General features: G+C 54.3%; 16 protein-coding genes. 9 read left to right on the top strand and 7 right to left on the bottom strand.

The window, feature by feature from the left end; translation table 11 throughout:
- Positions 1 to 2: 2 nt before the first annotated feature.
- Positions 3 to 509 carry a PaaI family thioesterase gene (locus H7846_RS08210; RefSeq protein WP_186695966.1) on the bottom strand — a complete coding sequence of 169 codons (507 nt, stop codon included), beginning with the start codon at positions 507 to 509 and terminating at the stop codon, positions 3 to 5.
- Positions 510 to 720: 211 nt separating this feature from the next.
- Between H7846_RS08210 and H7846_RS08215 the strand changes: the two genes are divergently transcribed.
- Positions 721 to 1,515, top strand: coding sequence for a CAP domain-containing protein (locus H7846_RS08215; protein WP_186695967.1), 795 nt, complete (start codon positions 721 to 723; stop codon positions 1,513 to 1,515).
- 26 nt (positions 1,516 to 1,541) lie between these two features.
- Here the strand turns inward: H7846_RS08215 and H7846_RS08220 are convergent, their stop codons facing one another.
- Complete coding sequence (locus H7846_RS08220; RefSeq protein WP_186695968.1) at positions 1,542 to 2,279, bottom strand: dienelactone hydrolase family protein; 738 nt, start codon at positions 2,277 to 2,279, stop codon at positions 1,542 to 1,544.
- A 69-nt stretch (positions 2,280 to 2,348) separates the two neighbouring features.
- Here H7846_RS08220 and H7846_RS08225 point away from each other — a divergent pair, with 69 nt between their 5' ends.
- The 4 genes from H7846_RS08225 (at position 2,349) to H7846_RS08240 (ending at position 6,425) form a co-directional block, all read left to right on the top strand.
- A complete protein-coding gene (locus tag H7846_RS08225; RefSeq protein ID WP_186695969.1) occupies positions 2,349 to 3,623 on the top strand; it encodes a lactate racemase domain-containing protein in 1,275 nt (424 codons plus the stop codon).
- A gap of 211 nt (positions 3,624 to 3,834) precedes the next feature.
- Positions 3,835 to 5,088: a tagaturonate epimerase family protein gene (locus tag H7846_RS08230; protein WP_255460944.1), complete on the top strand. Its 1,254-nt coding sequence runs from the start codon at positions 3,835 to 3,837 to the stop codon at positions 5,086 to 5,088.
- 36 nt (positions 5,089 to 5,124) lie between these two features.
- The gene (locus H7846_RS08235; protein WP_186695971.1) at positions 5,125 to 5,622 is read left to right on the top strand and encodes a gluconokinase; all 498 of its coding nucleotides are present in this window, start codon (positions 5,125 to 5,127) and stop codon (positions 5,620 to 5,622) included.
- Positions 5,623 to 5,648: 26 nt separating this feature from the next.
- Positions 5,649 to 6,425, top strand: coding sequence for an SDR family NAD(P)-dependent oxidoreductase (locus H7846_RS08240; RefSeq protein WP_186695972.1), 777 nt, complete (start codon positions 5,649 to 5,651; stop codon positions 6,423 to 6,425).
- Positions 6,426 to 6,453: 28 nt separating this feature from the next.
- Here the strand turns inward: H7846_RS08240 and H7846_RS08245 are convergent, their stop codons facing one another.
- Positions 6,454 to 7,278, bottom strand: a complete 825-nt coding sequence (locus tag H7846_RS08245; RefSeq protein WP_186696263.1) for an ABC transporter permease — start codon at positions 7,276 to 7,278, stop codon at positions 6,454 to 6,456.
- Between the two features lie 104 nt (positions 7,279 to 7,382).
- Here H7846_RS08245 and H7846_RS08250 point away from each other — a divergent pair, with 104 nt between their 5' ends.
- The 3 genes from H7846_RS08250 to H7846_RS08260 are packed head-to-tail and all read left to right on the top strand — an operon-like array spanning position 7,383 to position 10,757.
- Positions 7,383 to 8,639: a glycosyltransferase WbuB gene (locus H7846_RS08250; protein ID WP_186695973.1), complete on the top strand. Its 1,257-nt coding sequence runs from the start codon at positions 7,383 to 7,385 to the stop codon at positions 8,637 to 8,639.
- 42 nt (positions 8,640 to 8,681) lie between these two features.
- On the top strand, positions 8,682 to 9,767 hold the full coding sequence (gene gmd / locus H7846_RS08255) for a GDP-mannose 4,6-dehydratase (RefSeq protein WP_186695974.1): 1,086 nt from the start codon (positions 8,682 to 8,684) through the stop codon (positions 9,765 to 9,767).
- A gap of 21 nt (positions 9,768 to 9,788) precedes the next feature.
- Complete coding sequence (locus tag H7846_RS08260) at positions 9,789 to 10,757, top strand: GDP-L-fucose synthase family protein (protein ID WP_186695975.1); 969 nt, start codon at positions 9,789 to 9,791, stop codon at positions 10,755 to 10,757.
- Here H7846_RS08260 and H7846_RS08265 read toward each other — a convergent pair.
- On the bottom strand, positions 10,754 to 12,541 hold the full coding sequence (locus H7846_RS08265; protein WP_186695976.1) for a RecQ family ATP-dependent DNA helicase: 1,788 nt from the start codon (positions 12,539 to 12,541) through the stop codon (positions 10,754 to 10,756). The two genes, H7846_RS08260 and H7846_RS08265, sit on opposite strands and share 4 nt — an antisense overlap.
- Before the next feature lie 98 nt (positions 12,542 to 12,639).
- Positions 12,640 to 13,650 carry a zinc-binding alcohol dehydrogenase family protein gene (locus H7846_RS08270; protein WP_186695977.1) on the bottom strand — a complete coding sequence of 337 codons (1,011 nt, stop codon included), beginning with the start codon at positions 13,648 to 13,650 and terminating at the stop codon, positions 12,640 to 12,642.
- 431 nt (positions 13,651 to 14,081) lie between these two features.
- Between H7846_RS08270 and H7846_RS18125 the strand changes: the two genes are divergently transcribed.
- Positions 14,082 to 14,162 carry a hypothetical protein gene (locus tag H7846_RS18125; RefSeq protein ID WP_370561404.1) on the top strand — a complete coding sequence of 27 codons (81 nt, stop codon included), beginning with the start codon at positions 14,082 to 14,084 and terminating at the stop codon, positions 14,160 to 14,162.
- A 21-nt stretch (positions 14,163 to 14,183) separates the two neighbouring features.
- Here H7846_RS18125 and H7846_RS08275 read toward each other — a convergent pair whose 3' ends face one another.
- Both H7846_RS08275 and H7846_RS08280 read right to left on the bottom strand, forming a co-directional pair.
- The gene (locus tag H7846_RS08275; RefSeq protein ID WP_186695978.1) at positions 14,184 to 15,776 is read right to left on the bottom strand and encodes a fucose isomerase; all 1,593 of its coding nucleotides are present in this window, start codon (positions 15,774 to 15,776) and stop codon (positions 14,184 to 14,186) included.
- A 7-nt stretch (positions 15,777 to 15,783) separates the two neighbouring features.
- A complete protein-coding gene (locus tag H7846_RS08280; RefSeq protein WP_186695979.1) occupies positions 15,784 to 16,671 on the bottom strand; it encodes a dihydrodipicolinate synthase family protein in 888 nt (295 codons plus the stop codon).
- Between the last annotated feature and the right edge of the window lie 111 nt (positions 16,672 to 16,782).

The following is a 16,782-nucleotide window of genomic DNA, read 5'->3' on the forward strand; positions in this document are numbered from 1 at the left end:
GATCACTCTTCTGGCTGGGTGAAACCGGCGCGTGCGAGCATGGCAGGATCGAGCACGATGAAGATAGCTTGTCCGCAGGCCAGCACGGTTCCATCGGGAGACAGAATCTCAGCCTGGTGAAAGAGCTTACGTCCCTCGCGGCGCAGGTGGCGGCTGGTCACCTTTAGAGGCTGGTAGAGAGGAACTGGCCGGAGATAATCGATCTCCATGTGCCGGGTTACGGCAAGAAGATCGAGGGGGCGATTGAGCTTGCTCATGGCCTCATCGAGCAGGGTGGCGACGATACCGCCGTGGACGTATCCGGGCGGGCCTTCGTGGGCGCGATCAAGCTGAAAATTGGCGGCTGCGGTAGGGTGCTGCGGGTCTGATGCATCGGTGGAGAAGGCCAGATGCAGTCCCTGCGGATTGGCCGAACCACATCCAAAACAATGATTTGCCCGCTCATCAATAGTAAGGGTTCCCTGCAGGGAAGCAGCAGGAACATGACGGGCTGCGTCGGTCGCTGACATCTCTCGAGCGACGGTAGCACAAAACGGGCATGGGGACAGAAATCCCGGGCGCATCCCCCAAAAGTTGTATTACTTTTGTGTATTCCGCTTCCTAACATTTGTATGAGGGATGGTCGATGACGAATTTATCGGCAATCCTTGTTGATTCATGCAGATGAAGCGAAATAATCCAGGCCGGTTAAGCTTGATTCAGCGAGCGAAATCATATGCGATGTCGCTCGCAATGGTTACTTTCGTTCTGACTCTAGCGCTCGCGGTTTCGACCCCTTTATTGGCTGCGTCGATTCCAACGCCAATGCCTCGGCCGACGATGACGGCGGAGCAGAGCTTGTTTGCCGCAGCTAATCGGGAACGTGTCGCTCGTGGAATTCCAGAGCTTCGCTATGATCCGGTTTTGGCGGAGGCAGCGCGGTTTCATGCGTTGCAGATGGCAACCCGTGAGGATATCTCGCATCAGTTTGCCGGCGAACCTGATCTGGCGGAACGAGGTTCGCGGGCGGGAGTGCGCTTTTCACTGATCTCGGAGAATGTTGGAGAGGCACCGAACTCCGCGATGTTTCATGAGCTGTGGATGCACTCGAAGGGGCATCGCGAGAACCTGCTGGATCCTGAGGTGAACTCGGTTGGAATTGCGGTTGTGAACAGAAACGGCCAGTTCTATGCCGTAGAAGATTTCGCTGCAACGGTAGAGTCTTTGAGTTTCGATCAGCAGGAAGATGCAGTCGCACAGACTCTGACAAAGGCCGGGTTGGAGGTTGGGGCCAATGGGACGACCTCTTCGCAAGCCCAAGCGCGGTTGGCGTGCAAGATGGATTCTGGTTTTCCGGGAGCCAACAAACCTTGGTACATCATGCGCTATAGTGCCGACCGGTTAGATCAGCTGCCGAGCCGTCTTAAGAGCCAGATCCGATCAGGACAATACCGTCAGGCAGTCGTAGGAGCCTGCCAGGATTCCGCAAGTGGTTCGTTCAGCGGCTACAACATTGCGGTTCTGTTGTATCCCTAGTTTGTCTGCCTTTCCCCCCTTATTTTTTAGGAGAGTGTCTCTCGAAAGAGCTCTATGAGCTTGGCGTATGCCCGCTCGGCTTGAGGCTGGTTGTAGGCGGGGTTGTCGGGAACGGTCCAGCCATGATGTGATCCTTCATAGATCTCACTCTCGAAACGCCCACCCCAAGCCTTAAGCGCCTTTACCAATTCCATGATGGCATCGGCATCCATGCTCTTGTCGTCGGTGGCATGACCGAAGTAAAGACGAGCGTTCACCTTGGGCAAGACGAGATGAGGGCTGGCAGGAGAGTTGGCCTTGTAGAGTCCGCCGCCATGGAAGGATGCGACTGCTGCGACCAGATCGGGTCGGACGGCAGCAGCGCGTAAAGCGATCCCTCCACCAATACAGAAACCGACAACCCCGATCTTCTTTCCAGAGGTGTGTGCAGCCAAGGTATCGAGATAGACGGCAAGATCTTTGCCGAGAGCTTCCGGGGTCAGAGGGGCGGACAGTTCTGCTATGCGCTGTGTCGTTGCGGGGTCGCCAGATTTGCGAGGGAAGGAAAAGACTGGAGGGCGGCTGGTCCGGTAAAACTCGTTCGGCATGAGCACGACATAGCTTTCGGCGGCGAGGCGGCGAGCCATCTGGCGTTTCGTATCCCGAATACTGCCGATATCGGGAATAAAGAGTATTCCGGGGAGCGGATGATCGGCATCTGGGGTAAAGAGTACGGCGTCTGCTGTACCGTCAGGGAGAGTCAGTTGAAGGTCCTGCTCCGTCATGTCGTCTGCTCCTTAGGTCTCTCTAAAATTGGTTTTACCACGTTGGGCGACGGCGTAAGATGAACTCTCATGAGCCTCTATTTTTCCGCTGGAAGTCCGACCACCGAGATGTCGGTGGAGGATCTTCGTGCCGCCCTCTTCTCTGCGTTGGATGCAATTGGCAATAAGAACAGAGTTCTTGCGGTTCCTCCAGACTTTACGCGGTTTCATTCGCAATCCGGGGTTCTGACGGAGTTGGCCTGGCAATATTATGGCAACCGTTTGAAGGATGTTCTTCCAGCGCTTGGCACGCATAAGGGGATGACCGATTCGGAGATTGCCACGATGTATGGCTCGACGCCGCGGGATCTTTTCCGTGTGCATGACTGGCGCAACGATGTTGTGACATTGGGCGAAGTTCCTGGAGCGTTTTTGTACGAGGTGTCGGAAGGAAAGGTAGATTACACCTGGCCTGCACAGGTGAACAAACTGCTTCGGGATGGTGGACACGATCTGATTCTTTCGATTGGACAAGTGGTTCCCCACGAAGTGGTAGGCATGGCGAACTACAACAAGAACATCTTTGTGGGGACAGGCGGTTCGATGGGGATTCATCGCTCGCACTTTCTGGGAGCAGTTTATGGAATGGAGCGCATGATGGGGCGGGCCGATACGCCTGTACGCCGTGTGTTGAACTATGCCAGCGATCACTTCGCGAAAACCCTGCCGATTGTCTATGTGCAGACGGTGGTGGGGAAGAATACGGATGGAAAGCTGGTGGTTCGCGGGCTTTATATCGGCGACGATGTGGAGTGCTTCAATCTTGCAGCTGAGCTTTCGCTCAAGGTGAATTTTCAGATGCTGGACCGTGAGATCAAGAAGGCCGTAGTCTTCCTTGATCCTCATGAGTTTCGTAGCACATGGTTGGGAAATAAGAGCGTCTACCGAACACGCATGGCGCTTGCCGACGGCGCGGAGTTGATCGTACTTGCACCGGGTGTGCATGAATTTGGTGAAGATGGAGCTATCGACAAGTTGATTCGCAAGTATGGCTACTGCGGAACTCCGCGAACGCTGGAAGTCGTTAAAGAAGATCCTGCGTTGGCGGGGAATCTGAGTGCTGCGGCGCATCTGATTCATGGATCTTCGGAGGGACGCTTCACTATTCGTTACTGTCCTGGACACCTGACGCAGCAGGAAATTGAAAGCGTTCATTTCCAGTATGGCGATCTGGCTGAGTACAGCAAAAAATACAATCCGGATGTTCTGAAGGATGGCTGGAATGTGGTGGATGGCGAAGAGATCTTCTACATTTCGAATCCAGGGCTTGGGTTGTGGGCGTATCGAGGGCGGTTTAAGGATTAGGAGCCATCTGGAAGATGAAATGCGGGGATTTCTCCCATTCGATTCGCCGCGCAGGCTACTTCGCTTCCGTCTGGTGACGACAGCCTCAATCGAAATGACACATTGAAGGTTGGTCTTTTTGAGATGACATTGCATCTTGGGAGAGATGTAGGTATTCTTAGGCTGGTCTGAGTGGTTGGACCAATATGCGCTGCAACGGATGACACTAAAAATGAAACAGCTCCCGAGGTTTTCCATAGGGGTAGGCGACCGGTTCGCCCACCAGGCCAAAGCGCAGCTTGCTGCATGCATCAAGGCGAAGGATGCCGGTTTAGAGGTTGCGCCTGTTTGGAATAAGTCGAACAGGGAGCACAACATCATTGGGAGTGAGCCCTCGCAGACGCGGAAGGCTGCCGACATAGCGGTGAAAGAGCTCGGATGGAAAGCCGCCTATTACCTGGATGCGGACCACATCAACCTCAATACAGTTGAGCGGTTTCTTGCTCCATGCGATTTCTTCACCCTGGATGTTGCCGATATGATCGGCAAACCGGCTGATCCGGCGGATGTGAAGGCGTTCGTTTCGCGTCATCCTGAGTTGATTGGGGCAGTGACGATTCCGGGAATCTCCGAGCCTTTCCACACGGATGAGGCTTTTGTGGCTGGAGTGGCGAATAAGTTTCTTGCTGCGGTACAGGACGCAGGCAAGATCTATCGATTTCTGGTGGAGAAAAAGGGAGAGGGGAACTTTATCCCTGAAGTTTCGATGGACGAGACGGACTCTCCGCAGACTCCAGTAGAGCTGCTGATTATTCTTGCTGCGATTGCTGATGAGAAGATTCCTATTCAGACGATCGCGCCGAAGTTCACCGGACGATTCAACAAGGGTGTGGATTATGTCGGCGACGTCGCTCAGTTTGCTCGCGAGTTCCGCGAGGACATCGCAGCGATTGCTTTTGCGGTGAAGAAATATGGTTTGCCTGCCAATCTAAAACTGAGTGTCCATTCCGGTTCAGACAAATTTTCGATTTACAAATCCATCCACGATACTGTGACCTCGACGGGAGCGGGAGTTCACCTGAAGACCGCGGGAACAACTTGGCTGGAGGAGTTGATTGGTCTTGCCGAGGCAGGTGGGCAGGGGCTTGAGATCGCGAAAGAGGTGTATCGCGAAGCCTATGGTCATCGTGAAGAGCTGTGTGCTCCATATGCAACGGTTATCGACATCGACCCAGCGAAGCTACCGACGCCTGACGCAGTAAACGGATGGACGAGCGAACAGTTTGTCTCCGCCCTGCGGCATGAGCAAAGCAATGCTGCATACAACCCAAGCCTTCGTCAGCTTTTGCATGTGGGTTTCAAGGTCGCGGCGAAGATGGGAGATCGCTATCTAAAGGCCCTGGAGGCGAACGAGGAGAGCGTGGCAAGGAACGTAACCACGAATCTCTTCGATCGACACATCCGTCCTGTATTTCTGGGCCGGTAGCGGCGAAGTAGTCGCTGAGAGGATATTCTGGAACGGATGATCGTTGTACTGATGGGGGTTAGCGGGTCAGGCAAGACCACGATTGGCGAACGGCTTGCCGAACGCATGAGAGCGGTTTTTGCCGATGCGGATGACTATCATCCTGCCGCCAATAAGGAGAAGATGGCAGCCGGGCATCCCTTGAATGATGAAGACCGCGAACCCTGGCTGGAGATATTGAATCGCCTGATGCGCGGTTGGCATGACGAAGGCAAGAGCGGTGTGCTGGCCTGCTCGGCGCTGAAACAGAAGTATCGCGTGACGCTCTCGCTGGGGATTCCTTCTGAGGCTCTCCGTTTTGTGTGGCTGGATGGCTCTGAGGAATTGATCTCAGAACGTCTGGCAGCACGTCATCATGAGTTCATGAACCCAAATCTATTGCAGAGCCAATTTCAGGCCCTTGAGCCACCGGCGGATGCTTTGCGTATAGTGAATGATCGGGCTCCAGATGAAGTGGTAAGCAGTATTCTGGAAGGGCTTTCAACAAAAATATAACGAATCAAGGCAGGAGAGGACGTACCATGGCGCATCCATTGTTTGATCTGACCGGAAAGACAGCGGTTGTTGTAGGTGGAACCTCAGGGATTGGATTGGCCATGGCCATTGGTCTTGCTGAGTCGGGAGCGGATGTTGTGGCGAGTTCCCGCCGCGCTGAACAGGTGGAAGAGGCCGCTCAGGCTATTGAAGCAAAGGGTCGCCGGGCTCTTCGACTGACCTCGGACGTAGGGGACCGTGGTTCGCTGGAGGCGTTGCTTGAGGGGACGTTGAAGGAGTTTGGCAAGGTCGATATCCTCATCAACTCCGCTGGAAAGATTAAGCGTGAGCCGACGCTGACGGTCTCGGAAGAGACCTGGAACGACATTATGGATACCAATGTGACGGGGACGCTGCGTGCCTGCCAGATCTTCGGCCGTCACATGCTGGAGCGCGGTTATGGGCGCATCATCAACATCGCTTCGCTCAATACCTTTGTCTCTCTTAAGGAAGTGACGGCCTACGCGACCAGCAAGGCGGCGGTTGGTGCGCTGACGAAGTCACTTGCGGTGGAGTGGAGTTCCCGAGGAGTGACAGTGAATGCGATTGCCCCGGGAATCTTTCGTACGGCACTAAACCAGAAGCTGCTGGATGAGAGTGAGCGCGGTAAGGAACTGCTTTTGCGCACTCCCATGGGTCGCTTCGGAAAGACCGAGGAGCTTGTCGGCTCGGCGATCTTCCTTGCCAGCGATGCTTCGACCTTTGTGACGGGAGAGATCCTTGTGGTTGATGGCGGATTCCTCGCCAGCGGCGTGAATCAATAAAAATCTAGTGCTTGTATGGGAGAGAGGGTTATAACCCCTCTCGAAGACGCGTGCGCGGGTCCATGTAATCTCTCAGTGCATCCCCAATAAAGTTGAACGAAAGAACGCAGAGCATCACCGCCATGGCGGGGAAGAAGACCATGTGCGGTGAATCGAAGAGGTGGGAGCGGGCATCGTTCAGCATCGAGCCCCAGCTTGCGGCTGGTGGGGGTACTCCTAGCCCCAGGAAACTCAACGTGGCTTCGGCCATGACTGCGGTTGCCATTCCGATAGCGGCCTGCACGATCAGGGGCTGAAGGATATTGGGCAGTATGTGGGCTGCAAGAATTCGGATGTCCGAGGCGCCAAGCGCGCGGGCGGCTTCCACGAATTCTCGTTCTTTGACTGCCATGACCTGTCCGCGGACGAGGCGAGCGTAACCTACCCATCCGGAGATGGCGAGCGCGATGATGACATTTCCCAGTCCCGGGCCCATGAAGGCGACAAACGCGATGGCGAGAAGAATCCCTGGCAGAGCAAGGAACGCGTTCATTACATAGATGTTGATGACGGTATCGAGCCAGCCTCCGTAAAAGCCAGCCAGACATCCGGCAACCAGACCGATGGCGAGCGAGAGTCCGACGACACTGATTGCAACGATGAGGGAGATACGCGCGCCATAGAGGGTACGCGAGAGGATATCTCGGCCAAGCTCATCGGTTCCGAACCAGTGGGCCCCATTCGGTCCAAGCAGGCGACCATGCAGGTCAAGCGCGGCGGGATCTTTGGGGGCGAGGATGGGAGCGAACACTGCGCAGATTAGAAATAGAATCAGCAACGCTGCTCCGATGACCGCCAGAGGATGTTGCTTCATGCGACTGAGCCAGGCGTGTTCCATCTCTTCCAGGATTGAGGATACAACTTCTGTTGCGGCACGGAGAGGCTATACAGAGAAACACTTTCGGTAAACTGTTGTAAGTGCGAATCCTGATCTACGGTCTTAATTACTCCCCAGAACTGACAGGGATCGGAAAATACACAGGCGAAATGGCATCCTGGCTTGCTCGGCGCGGGCACGAGGTGTGTGTCGTCACGGCACCCCCTTATTATCCTGCGTGGAGCATCCGCGAGGACTATCGCGGCACTCTTTATAGGACCGAACGCCATTTTGGCGAACCGCTGGTCTATCGCACGCCACTTTATGTTCCAGCGAAACCGTCTGGTCTGAAGCGGATGGCGCACTTGTTCTCCTTCATGCTGGGTAGTCTTCCTATCATGTTTCGGCAGTGTTTCTGGCGTCCGGATGTGGTTTTTACGGTAGAGCCGACTTTTTTCGGGGCTCCAGTTGCGGTGCTCGTAGCGAAGGTGACGGGTGCCGCGTCGTGGCTGCATGTGCAGGACTTTGAGATCGACGCTGCCTTCGATCTCGGCCTGCTCCCGGCCCATGGCCCGGTTCATTCGATCGCACTTGGTCTGGAGAAAGCTTTTACCCGGGCCTTCACTCGCGTTTCAAGTATCTCGAGCAAGATGGTCGAGCGGGCTGAGGCGAAGGGGGTTCCTTCCAATCGGGTCACACTCTTTCCGAACTGGGTCGATATCGATGCTGTCCATCCGCAGGACCCCGATACTCCAAATTCCTTCCGGCATGAACTTAGCCTGGAAGGCAAGATCATTCTGTTGTACTCAGGCAATATGGGGGCCAAACAGGGGCTTGAACTGCTGGCTCCGTTGGCCGCTTTATTTGAGAAAGACCCGCGCGTCCATTTTGTCTTCTGCGGCGATGGTGCCTTCCGACCAACGCTTGAATCGCTCGTAGCCAATCGATCCAACGTAACTCTGCTTCCATTGCAGCCCCTTGAGCGGTTGAATGATCTGCTCAATGCTGCTGATATTCACCTGTTACCGCAGAAAGCAGGAGCGGCCGACCTGGTCATGCCTTCCAAATTGACAGGGATGCTTTCGAGCGGACGTCCAGTGATTGCGACTGCGGATGCAGGTACGCAGGTCGCCCGCGTTGTCAGCGGGGATTCGGCTGATGAAGCCTGCGGGCTTGTGGTTCCCGCAGAAGACCCAGCAGCGTTGTACGCAGCGGTCGAAGAACTTATCGAAGACCCTACGTTGCGCGCTAAGTTAGGCGTAAACGCTCGTCGCTATGCGGTCAACCACCTGGGGAAGCAGCAAGTGCTCGAACAGTTTGAACGCGATATTGAAGAACTGATTTCATCGATCAGATAAACTGAATCTAGCCCACCCCGGAGCCTAAGGAGAACAGACGTTTTGAAGAGAGCCCTGATTACAGGAGTCACCGGCCAGGACGGAGCGTATCTTGCCCAGTTTCTTCTCGCTAAAGGCTATGAGGTTCATGGCATCAAACGCCGTACCTCGCTGTTCAACACGAATCGCATCGATCATCTCTACGAAGACCCGCATCAGCCGAATCCTCACTTCATCCTGCATTATGGCGACCTCACGGATTCTTCATCGCTGATTCATATCGTGCAAAAGGTGCAGCCGGATGAGATCTACAATTTGGGTGCCCAGTCTCACGTACAGGTTTCCTTCGAACAGCCCGAATATACGGCCGATGCCGATGCCATCGGGCCGCTTCGTTTGCTGGAAGCGATTCGCATCCTGGGACTTGAGAAGAAGACGAAGTTTTATCAAGCATCAACCTCAGAGCTCTACGGTCTTGTCCAGGAGATTCCACAACGCGAGACGACGCCTTTTTATCCGCGTTCGCCCTACGCTGTGGCGAAGATGTATGCCTTCTGGATCTGCGTGAACTATCGTGAAGCTTACGGAATCTTTGCCTGCAACGGCATTCTCTTCAATCACGAGTCGCCCCTGCGTGGCGAGACCTTTGTGACCCGCAAGATTACACGCGGTCTTGCACGGATCAAGGTTGGTCTACAGGACACTCTCTATATGGGGAACCTGGATGCCAAGCGCGATTGGGGCCATGCCCGCGACTATGTTGAGATGCAGTGGCTGATGCTCCAGCAGGAGAAGCCGCAGGACTACGTCATCGCCACTGGCCATCAGTACAGCGTACGTGAATTCATTAATCGCTGCGCAAAACGGCTCGAGCTGGACCTCACATGGCAGGGGAGCGGTGTCGAAGAGAAAGCGTTCGATAGAAATGGGAAGCCTATCGTTGCTATCGATCCGCGTTACTTCCGTCCGACTGAGGTTGAGACACTGCTTGGTGATCCTTCGAAGGCTAAGCGTGAGCTTGGTTGGACTCCCCGCACCAGCTTCGAGCAACTCGTCGATGAAATGGTGGAAGCTGATCTCAAAGCGGCTCAGCGCGATGCTCTTGTTCGGAAGCATGGCTTCGACGCTTACAACGTTCGCGAAAGTTAAAATCAGGATACGAGCCTCCCTATGAACAAAGACTCTCGCATCTTCATCGCCGGTCATCGCGGACTCGTCGGTTCTGCTATCCATCGCGAACTAACGCGACTCGGATACACCAAGGTCATCACCCGTCCACGCGCCGAACTCGATCTGCTGGATTCCACCGCAGTTAACAACTTCTTTGCGGAAGAGAGGCCGGAGTATGTTTTTCTTGCTGCGGCGAAGGTCGGCGGCATCCTCGCGAACAATACTTATCCCGCAGACTTCATTCGCGACAACCTCGTCCTGCAGACCAACATCATCGATGCCGGCTATCAGAACCAGGTGAAGCGCCTGCTCTTTCTCGGCTCTTCCTGCATCTATCCCAAGCTGGCTCCGCAGCCGATGCCAGAGTCTTCGCTGCTGACCGGCCCGCTGGAGCCGACGAACCGTCCCTATGCGTTAGCGAAGATCGCAGGAATCGAGATGTGCTGGAGCTATAACCGTCAGTATGGGACGCAATATCTCGCAGCCATGCCGACCAATCTTTATGGTCCTGGCGATAACTACGACCTTGCTAACTCGCACGTTCTCCCGGCTCTCATTCGCAAGACTGCCGAGGCAATCCGTACCAATGCGTCAAGCGTCACAGTCTGGGGTACTGGTACACCTCGTCGCGAGCTTCTCTACTCTGACGACCTCGCTCAAGCCTGCGTCTTTCTGATGAATCTAGAAGACGAGCGTTACAACACTCTCCTGACCGAGAACGAGCCGCCCTTGATTAACATCGGCACTGGCGAGGACGTTACGATTCGCGAGTTGGCCGAGACAGTCTCTCTCGTATTGGGATTCAAAGGCTCGTTCGTCTTCGACGCAAGCAAGCCCGATGGAACTCCACGCAAGCTGATGGATGTCACCCGTCTGCATTCCCTTGGCTGGCACCACACCACCAGTCTCGAAGAGGGAATTCGTCGAACCTGGGAGCAGGTTCGCGAGCGCCTTTCTGTTGCATCCTAGTTGCGGGCTAGGGTCTTGGGTCGCCTCTTTCTGTGACTCCCTGAGCGGCGTCTGGGGGCGGCAGTATCCTTTATCTCCTCTGTAAGCAGGACTGTAAGGTCATCTCCTTCATCACGCGTTCGTCCCTCGTAGGTAAGGGAGGCGCGTTTGAAGTTGATGACATTGCCTTCGGTGTTGGTAAAGGTGTCGCTCGTCAAGGTAATTAGACCGGCGCGAGTGAGCGCGTTCAGGTAAGCATCGAACTGCTTGCGATCGATTCCCAGTGCGAGATCAGTATGAAGTTTTCCGGTCGCTCGTGGCGCTGCTCCGTCGAGTGCACGCAGAATGGAACGGAGTTGTCTCTTCTCCTGTGCGGTCGGTTGGCGAAACGTCTGTGCTTGTGCACGCTCAGGAGAACAGAAATCGCAGTGTCCGCATGGGCGAAGACCATCCGTTGTATCGCCAAAATGCTGAATCAGAGCAGTCATGCGGCACTGTGGAGTCTCTGCGAAACGTGCCATCCTCTCGATCTGCGCGCGGCGAAAGGCAAGCTGTGCTTCGTACCCGGAACGCCAGTTGTTCTGGCCGGTAGCACGAAGATTTTCTGCTATATCGGCTACGGCTCCCCCTTGCGCGATCAGCTTCTCCGCTGCGCGCTCAAAGCTCTCAAGATCAAGCCGGAGCTCCTTTCGCAGCACCTCAGGAGTTTGGAACTCTTCAGTCAAGATGCGAGCCAGCCGTGCAAGCTCTGTGGCTGGAGGGTAATCGCGCTCCAGAAAGAAGTCGTGCATTTTGCGATCGGCGAAGGAGTGCAGCAGTACGGTTCGAGAGGGCTTCCCGTCGCGTCCTGCTCGTCCAATCTCCTGGTAGTAGGCCTCGACGGACGCGGGTAGAGCCGTGTGGATCACTGTGCGAACGTCAGATTTGTCGATGCCCATGCCGAAGGCGATCGTGGCAACGACTATTTCCAGCTGGCCCGAAAGGAAATGACGCTGCACTCGCTCGCGCGTCGCCGGATCAAGCCCGGCGTGGTAAGCGGCTGCTCTCCCTCCAAGTTGTGAAGCTAGTTCTTCGGCGGCTTTGCGCGAAGGCGCATAGACGATCGCAGGCCGGTTCTCTTCCACCTTCAGCAGATCGACGGTGAACTGGTTGCGGCGCGGCTTAGAAAGCTCGACTACTTCGATGGCCAGATTATGCCGTCGGAAGCCATGAATAAATAGCGATGGATTTTGCAGGCGAAGCTGGCTGGCAATATCACGCTGTACCTCGGGAGTGGCAGTTGCAGTCAGCGCCATGACCGGAGCAGGACGCAGCGAAGGCAGATACTCTCCGAGCATGCGGTAGTCCGGGCGAAAGTCATGGCCCCATTGCGAGATGCAGTGCGCTTCGTCGATCGCGATCAGGCTGGGTTTGCGTTTGGCCAGCATCTCCGGAAAGCCAGGCACGCGCATGCGCTCCGGGGCGATAAAGAGAAACTGCAGGGTTCCGTTCAGGTAATCGCGGCAGGCTTGGCGAGACTCCTCTCGCGATAAACCAGAGTGGATGCGTGCTGTTTGCAGCCCAAGTGCGGCCAACTTTGCGGATTGATCCTCCATGAGCGCAATCAACGGGGAGATCACCAGTGCGGTACCGCCACGTGCGAGGGCAGGCAGTTGGTAGCACAAACTTTTTCCTGCTCCTGTCGGCATAACCAGCAAAACATCACGACCTTCAGTCGCGGCACGACAGACGGGCTCCTGATTGGTACGAAATTCGGAGAAGCCAAACGTTTTATGAAGAAGATCGGAGAGGGAAGTGAAATCCATGAGGCCCTCTCGTCATCTTCGCATATTGTTTGCCTCGGTGTATTTGCAAGAAGCGAGAATTCAGAAAAGAATCTATTCGAGATTCTGCTGCATCTGTGTCACTTCTCTACTTGAACCAGGATCTTGGTAAATGCGGCAGGTCGATTGCACCACTCTGCAAGAATTGCCGGCGTCTCTTCCATGCTGACGATGGCCGAAATGGCTCTCTCTGTCGGAAACTTACCCTGCTCCAGCATAGTGATCACTTCTCGGAAATCTTCCGGCAACGCATTACGCGAACCCATGATGTCCAGCTCCTTCTGGACGAAGAGTCGTGTTTCATAATCAACAGGTTCTTTTGCATACCCGATATACACGACCCGTCCAGCAAAGGCGACCTCCTGGATGGCCGCGCGATAGGTCTCAGACAAGCCAATCGCTTCAATAATTACGTCCGGCCCGTGGCCTCCGGTCATCTCACGCAGACGGGAACGGAAGTCTTCATCGGCCGAGTGAATCAGGTCTGTAGCACCGGCAGCGCGAGCCGTCTCTAACTTTGCATCGTCGAGATCGATGGCGATGGTGCGAGCCCCACGAAATGCTGCTCCCGCAATGGCACCTAAACCGACACCGCCACAGCCGAAGACCGCTACAACATCGTTTGCGGTCACCCGTCCACGCGCGACCGAATGGACACCTACAGTCAATGGCTCAACAAGGCAAAGTTCTTTCAAGGAGAGCGATGTTGAGGGATAGACTTTTTCCTCTGGAACCGTGATCCATTCGGTCAGCGCACCGTCACGCTGCACACCGAAGGTCTGATTGTGCTGGCAGGCATTAGGTCGTCCCCTGCGGCATGAAGCACAAAGACCACAGCTCGTATAAGGTGAAACAGTAACGGTTGTTCCTGACGGAACTGATGAAGAGCCTTCGACCACGGTTGCGGCAATCTCGTGCCCGATGATTCTCGGGTAGGTCACTAAAGGATTCTTACCGCGAAAGCTGTTGAGGTCGGTTCCGCAGAGACCCACCATCTCTACTTTGAGCAACAATTCTTTTCCCGACCTCTGCGGCTCGCTCTTGTTTATGATGCGAGCGTCGCCAGCCGCCATAAGCGATATAGCTTTCATCTTGTCTCTTTCTTCATTGCGCAGAGTTTTACCTGCGATCCCAGTTCATTAGACGTGAATTAGTTGCACGTCTAGAACAGTTAGGATCTTGAAATAGGAGCTAGCCTGCGATGGCAGATTCTGTTTCACGGCAAGATTTTATTCCTTCTATGTCTATCCTTGCAGTTACTGCATTCGCGTAGTCAAGCAGTGTTCGTAGCAAGTCGGTTGAACCGAGTGCCAAACTCTATACGGAATTGGAAGAATAAGCCCATGGTGGAATTTCCAGGGTACCTTATGCGAAGCTCCGATCTGGTCACATGGCGAGCTTTGAGCCGAAGATACTGGATGGAATCGTTCCCATCGAGCATCCATACAGAATCACCACGCAGACTGAGACTGATCGCTATCGCTCCATTTGAGAAGGCAAAGCAGAGACTACTGCAACAATACTGACACTGATTCCATACTATGCGTGGGCGAACCGTTCCCCTATGCCGATGCAGGTCTGGATTCCGTTCGTCGAGTCATAAACGGAATCCAGATTTTAGTTGTTAGAAATTCACTCCGCAGAGATGTACGTGAATCCCAAGTCCAGAGCACATCGCAGCCTTGACGGCCAAGGCCCGCAGGGCCTCTTCCCGACTTCCTGCATACGCAATGCTGACGTGGTTTGCCCGATGGCGAGCCATGAACTGGTTGCGTGAGACTCCTTCTGTGACGACGCTCACCATTGGCCACTGGCGCGTGACTTCGTTCCATCGTGCCTGGGTCTCTTCTTCAGGTAGGGTAATTACCTTTGCTAGCCCCATGTCGATGTGTAGCTCGCCACCTTCGACGAAGACGCGGCTCCACACGATATCTCCAGGACGCCCGATCCCCTTCAGGGTTCCTCCACCAAGCGGGAAGTACATCGGGGGTTGGCGGTCGCTCTCTGATCCTGCATATCCGTTAACAAAGTGGCTTGCTGGAGCCGCTCCTGAGATCTGCCACAACCACACAAAGTCGTTTTCGTACTGTCGTCCCCATCGAACATCGTGTAGGGTCGTGGAAGGATCGAGTCCCAGTGCCTTCCAGCACCGGTTTGTAATAACTGCGTCAACGCCGGCGCATTCATCCACCTCGTTGAAGTGTGGAAGGGAGTCGCTTCGGAACAGTTCGTCCGCGCCTGTCTCATTCAAGACAGGAGGCCGGTCAGGATTGTTCAGCAAGCCTTCCACGAGATCTGAAGCCGGGACGAGATCTTTCAAACCTTGCTGATACTGGATGCCAATTGCATCGCAGCCGAAATCGTCAGCGATGCGCAGAGCAGCGATATACATCTTGCACTGCTGAAGAATCTGTGTGTCGGTCAGCTCTGTCGCTTCATCTTTTCCAGTATGGAAGGTGAGTCCCTTTGCATCGAGCCAGTTTCTTACATTCTGTGCTTCTTCTGCGGAGACTCGTTGCATTCGTGCATATAGGGCCGATTGGCTCAGACGCTCTTTATAAAATCCCGAGCGGTTCATCTGCTCATCATCGATGATGGCGTTGTACATTCCCATGCAGCCTTCATCGAAGACACCAAGAATGATCTTGCGTTCGACAAGTGTTTTTGCAAGCTGTTCACCTGTCTCGCGCTCCTGCTTCGGCAGGGAAGAGAGACTTAGCGAATGAACGTGGGAAAGGTCATGCTTCACTTCGCCTGTGCGCAGCCAATCGCGAATGATATTGCGGGAAAAATCATCTTGAAATGTCTCGCTCCAGATGCTGGAGAACCGAACTCCTGCCTTGACCATCGATCCATTCAGGTTCAGAAGCCCCACAAGACCGGGCCACTGTCCCGACCAGTTTGCAGCCGTCAGGATCGGTCCTCGATGCGTACGCAGCCCCGGCAAAACATGATGGGTATACTGCCAGGCAGCAGTTGCGAACACCAAAGGAGCTTCGGCCGGAATCTTCCGGAAGACATCCATTCCCATGCGCTGGCTTGAGATGAACCCATGCTTCAAGCGACCGTCGTAAGGGAACGCCCGAACCAGTTCATAACCTTCTTTGGCAAAGACCTCGACCAGCGTTTGTTCCAGTTCGGCTTGTGCGGGCCAGCATGTTTCGTTAGCAGCCTGCCGAAGGTCTCCACTCGTCACTAAGTAAATCTGCTTATTCATCCTGCCCTCACTTTTGGTTCAGTTCCTGTGAAAACCACTTAGTAAACCATTCCCGTAGTTGCTCCGCTTCCTGCTTGCGCTGTGGGGAGAGAGGAAGAGGATAGGATTCCTCGGTAAATCCACGAACAGCGCTGGCCACCTTCAGACCCCAGGGAGTCGGCAACGGTCCAATTTTATGGATGAATAGCTCCAACTGTCCTCGGAGTTGACCAAAATTAGGTTCTTTTCTATCGCTGAAAAACAAAGAGAGCATCAGCTCTGGAAGAGCGCATGCGACACCTGAGACCACGCCGTCGCAGACGCCTTCTGACAGCGCGTCACACAGAGCGCTGTCATTGCCAATCAAACGTGTTGCCGGGATATTTTCACGGGTAATCGCCCGCACAATCTCCAAAGAGCCGCTACTGTCTTTTATCCCTTGGATGTTGTTGTGTTCTCTCAGGAGGGTGAGAACTGTATCGGTGTCGAGTCCGGAAGTAAACTGCGGCAAATTATAGAGCAGGATCGGAAGTTCAGTCTCCGATGCTACAGCGTGAATGAATTCACGAAGATCATCCTGTCGATACGGGAAAAAGTAAGGCATTGGGAGCAAGATCCCACTCGCGCCCGATGTTGCTGCCACTTTCGTGCGACGGATGGAACCCCGAGTATCGGCTGCACCAACTCCACAGAGAATATCCATATTGGGAGCCACGGAGCGAGCTTCTTGCAGTAACAGCCGCAATTCCTCTTCGGAATTGGATGTAAATTCTCCGGTGGCTCCGTTGATGGCATAGCCACTTAGTCCTTTTTCTTTCAAAACTTCTACTTGATGGCGATAAGAGGGAAGGTTCAATTCTCCGTCGTCGTTTCGAGGAGTCAGTAGAGCAGCATATACGCCATTAAAACGGTTCATTTGTAAAAGTATACATGTAGTAGTTTATATGTCGACATTATTCATAATTTTAAAATGGAAAATTCAATTGCTACACATCACGGAATAGAATGTTCTAAACTCAACTCGAAA

The organism is Edaphobacter sp. 4G125, assembly GCF_014274685.1.
In the GTDB taxonomy this organism is placed as follows: Bacteria; Acidobacteriota; Terriglobia; order Terriglobales; family Acidobacteriaceae; genus Edaphobacter.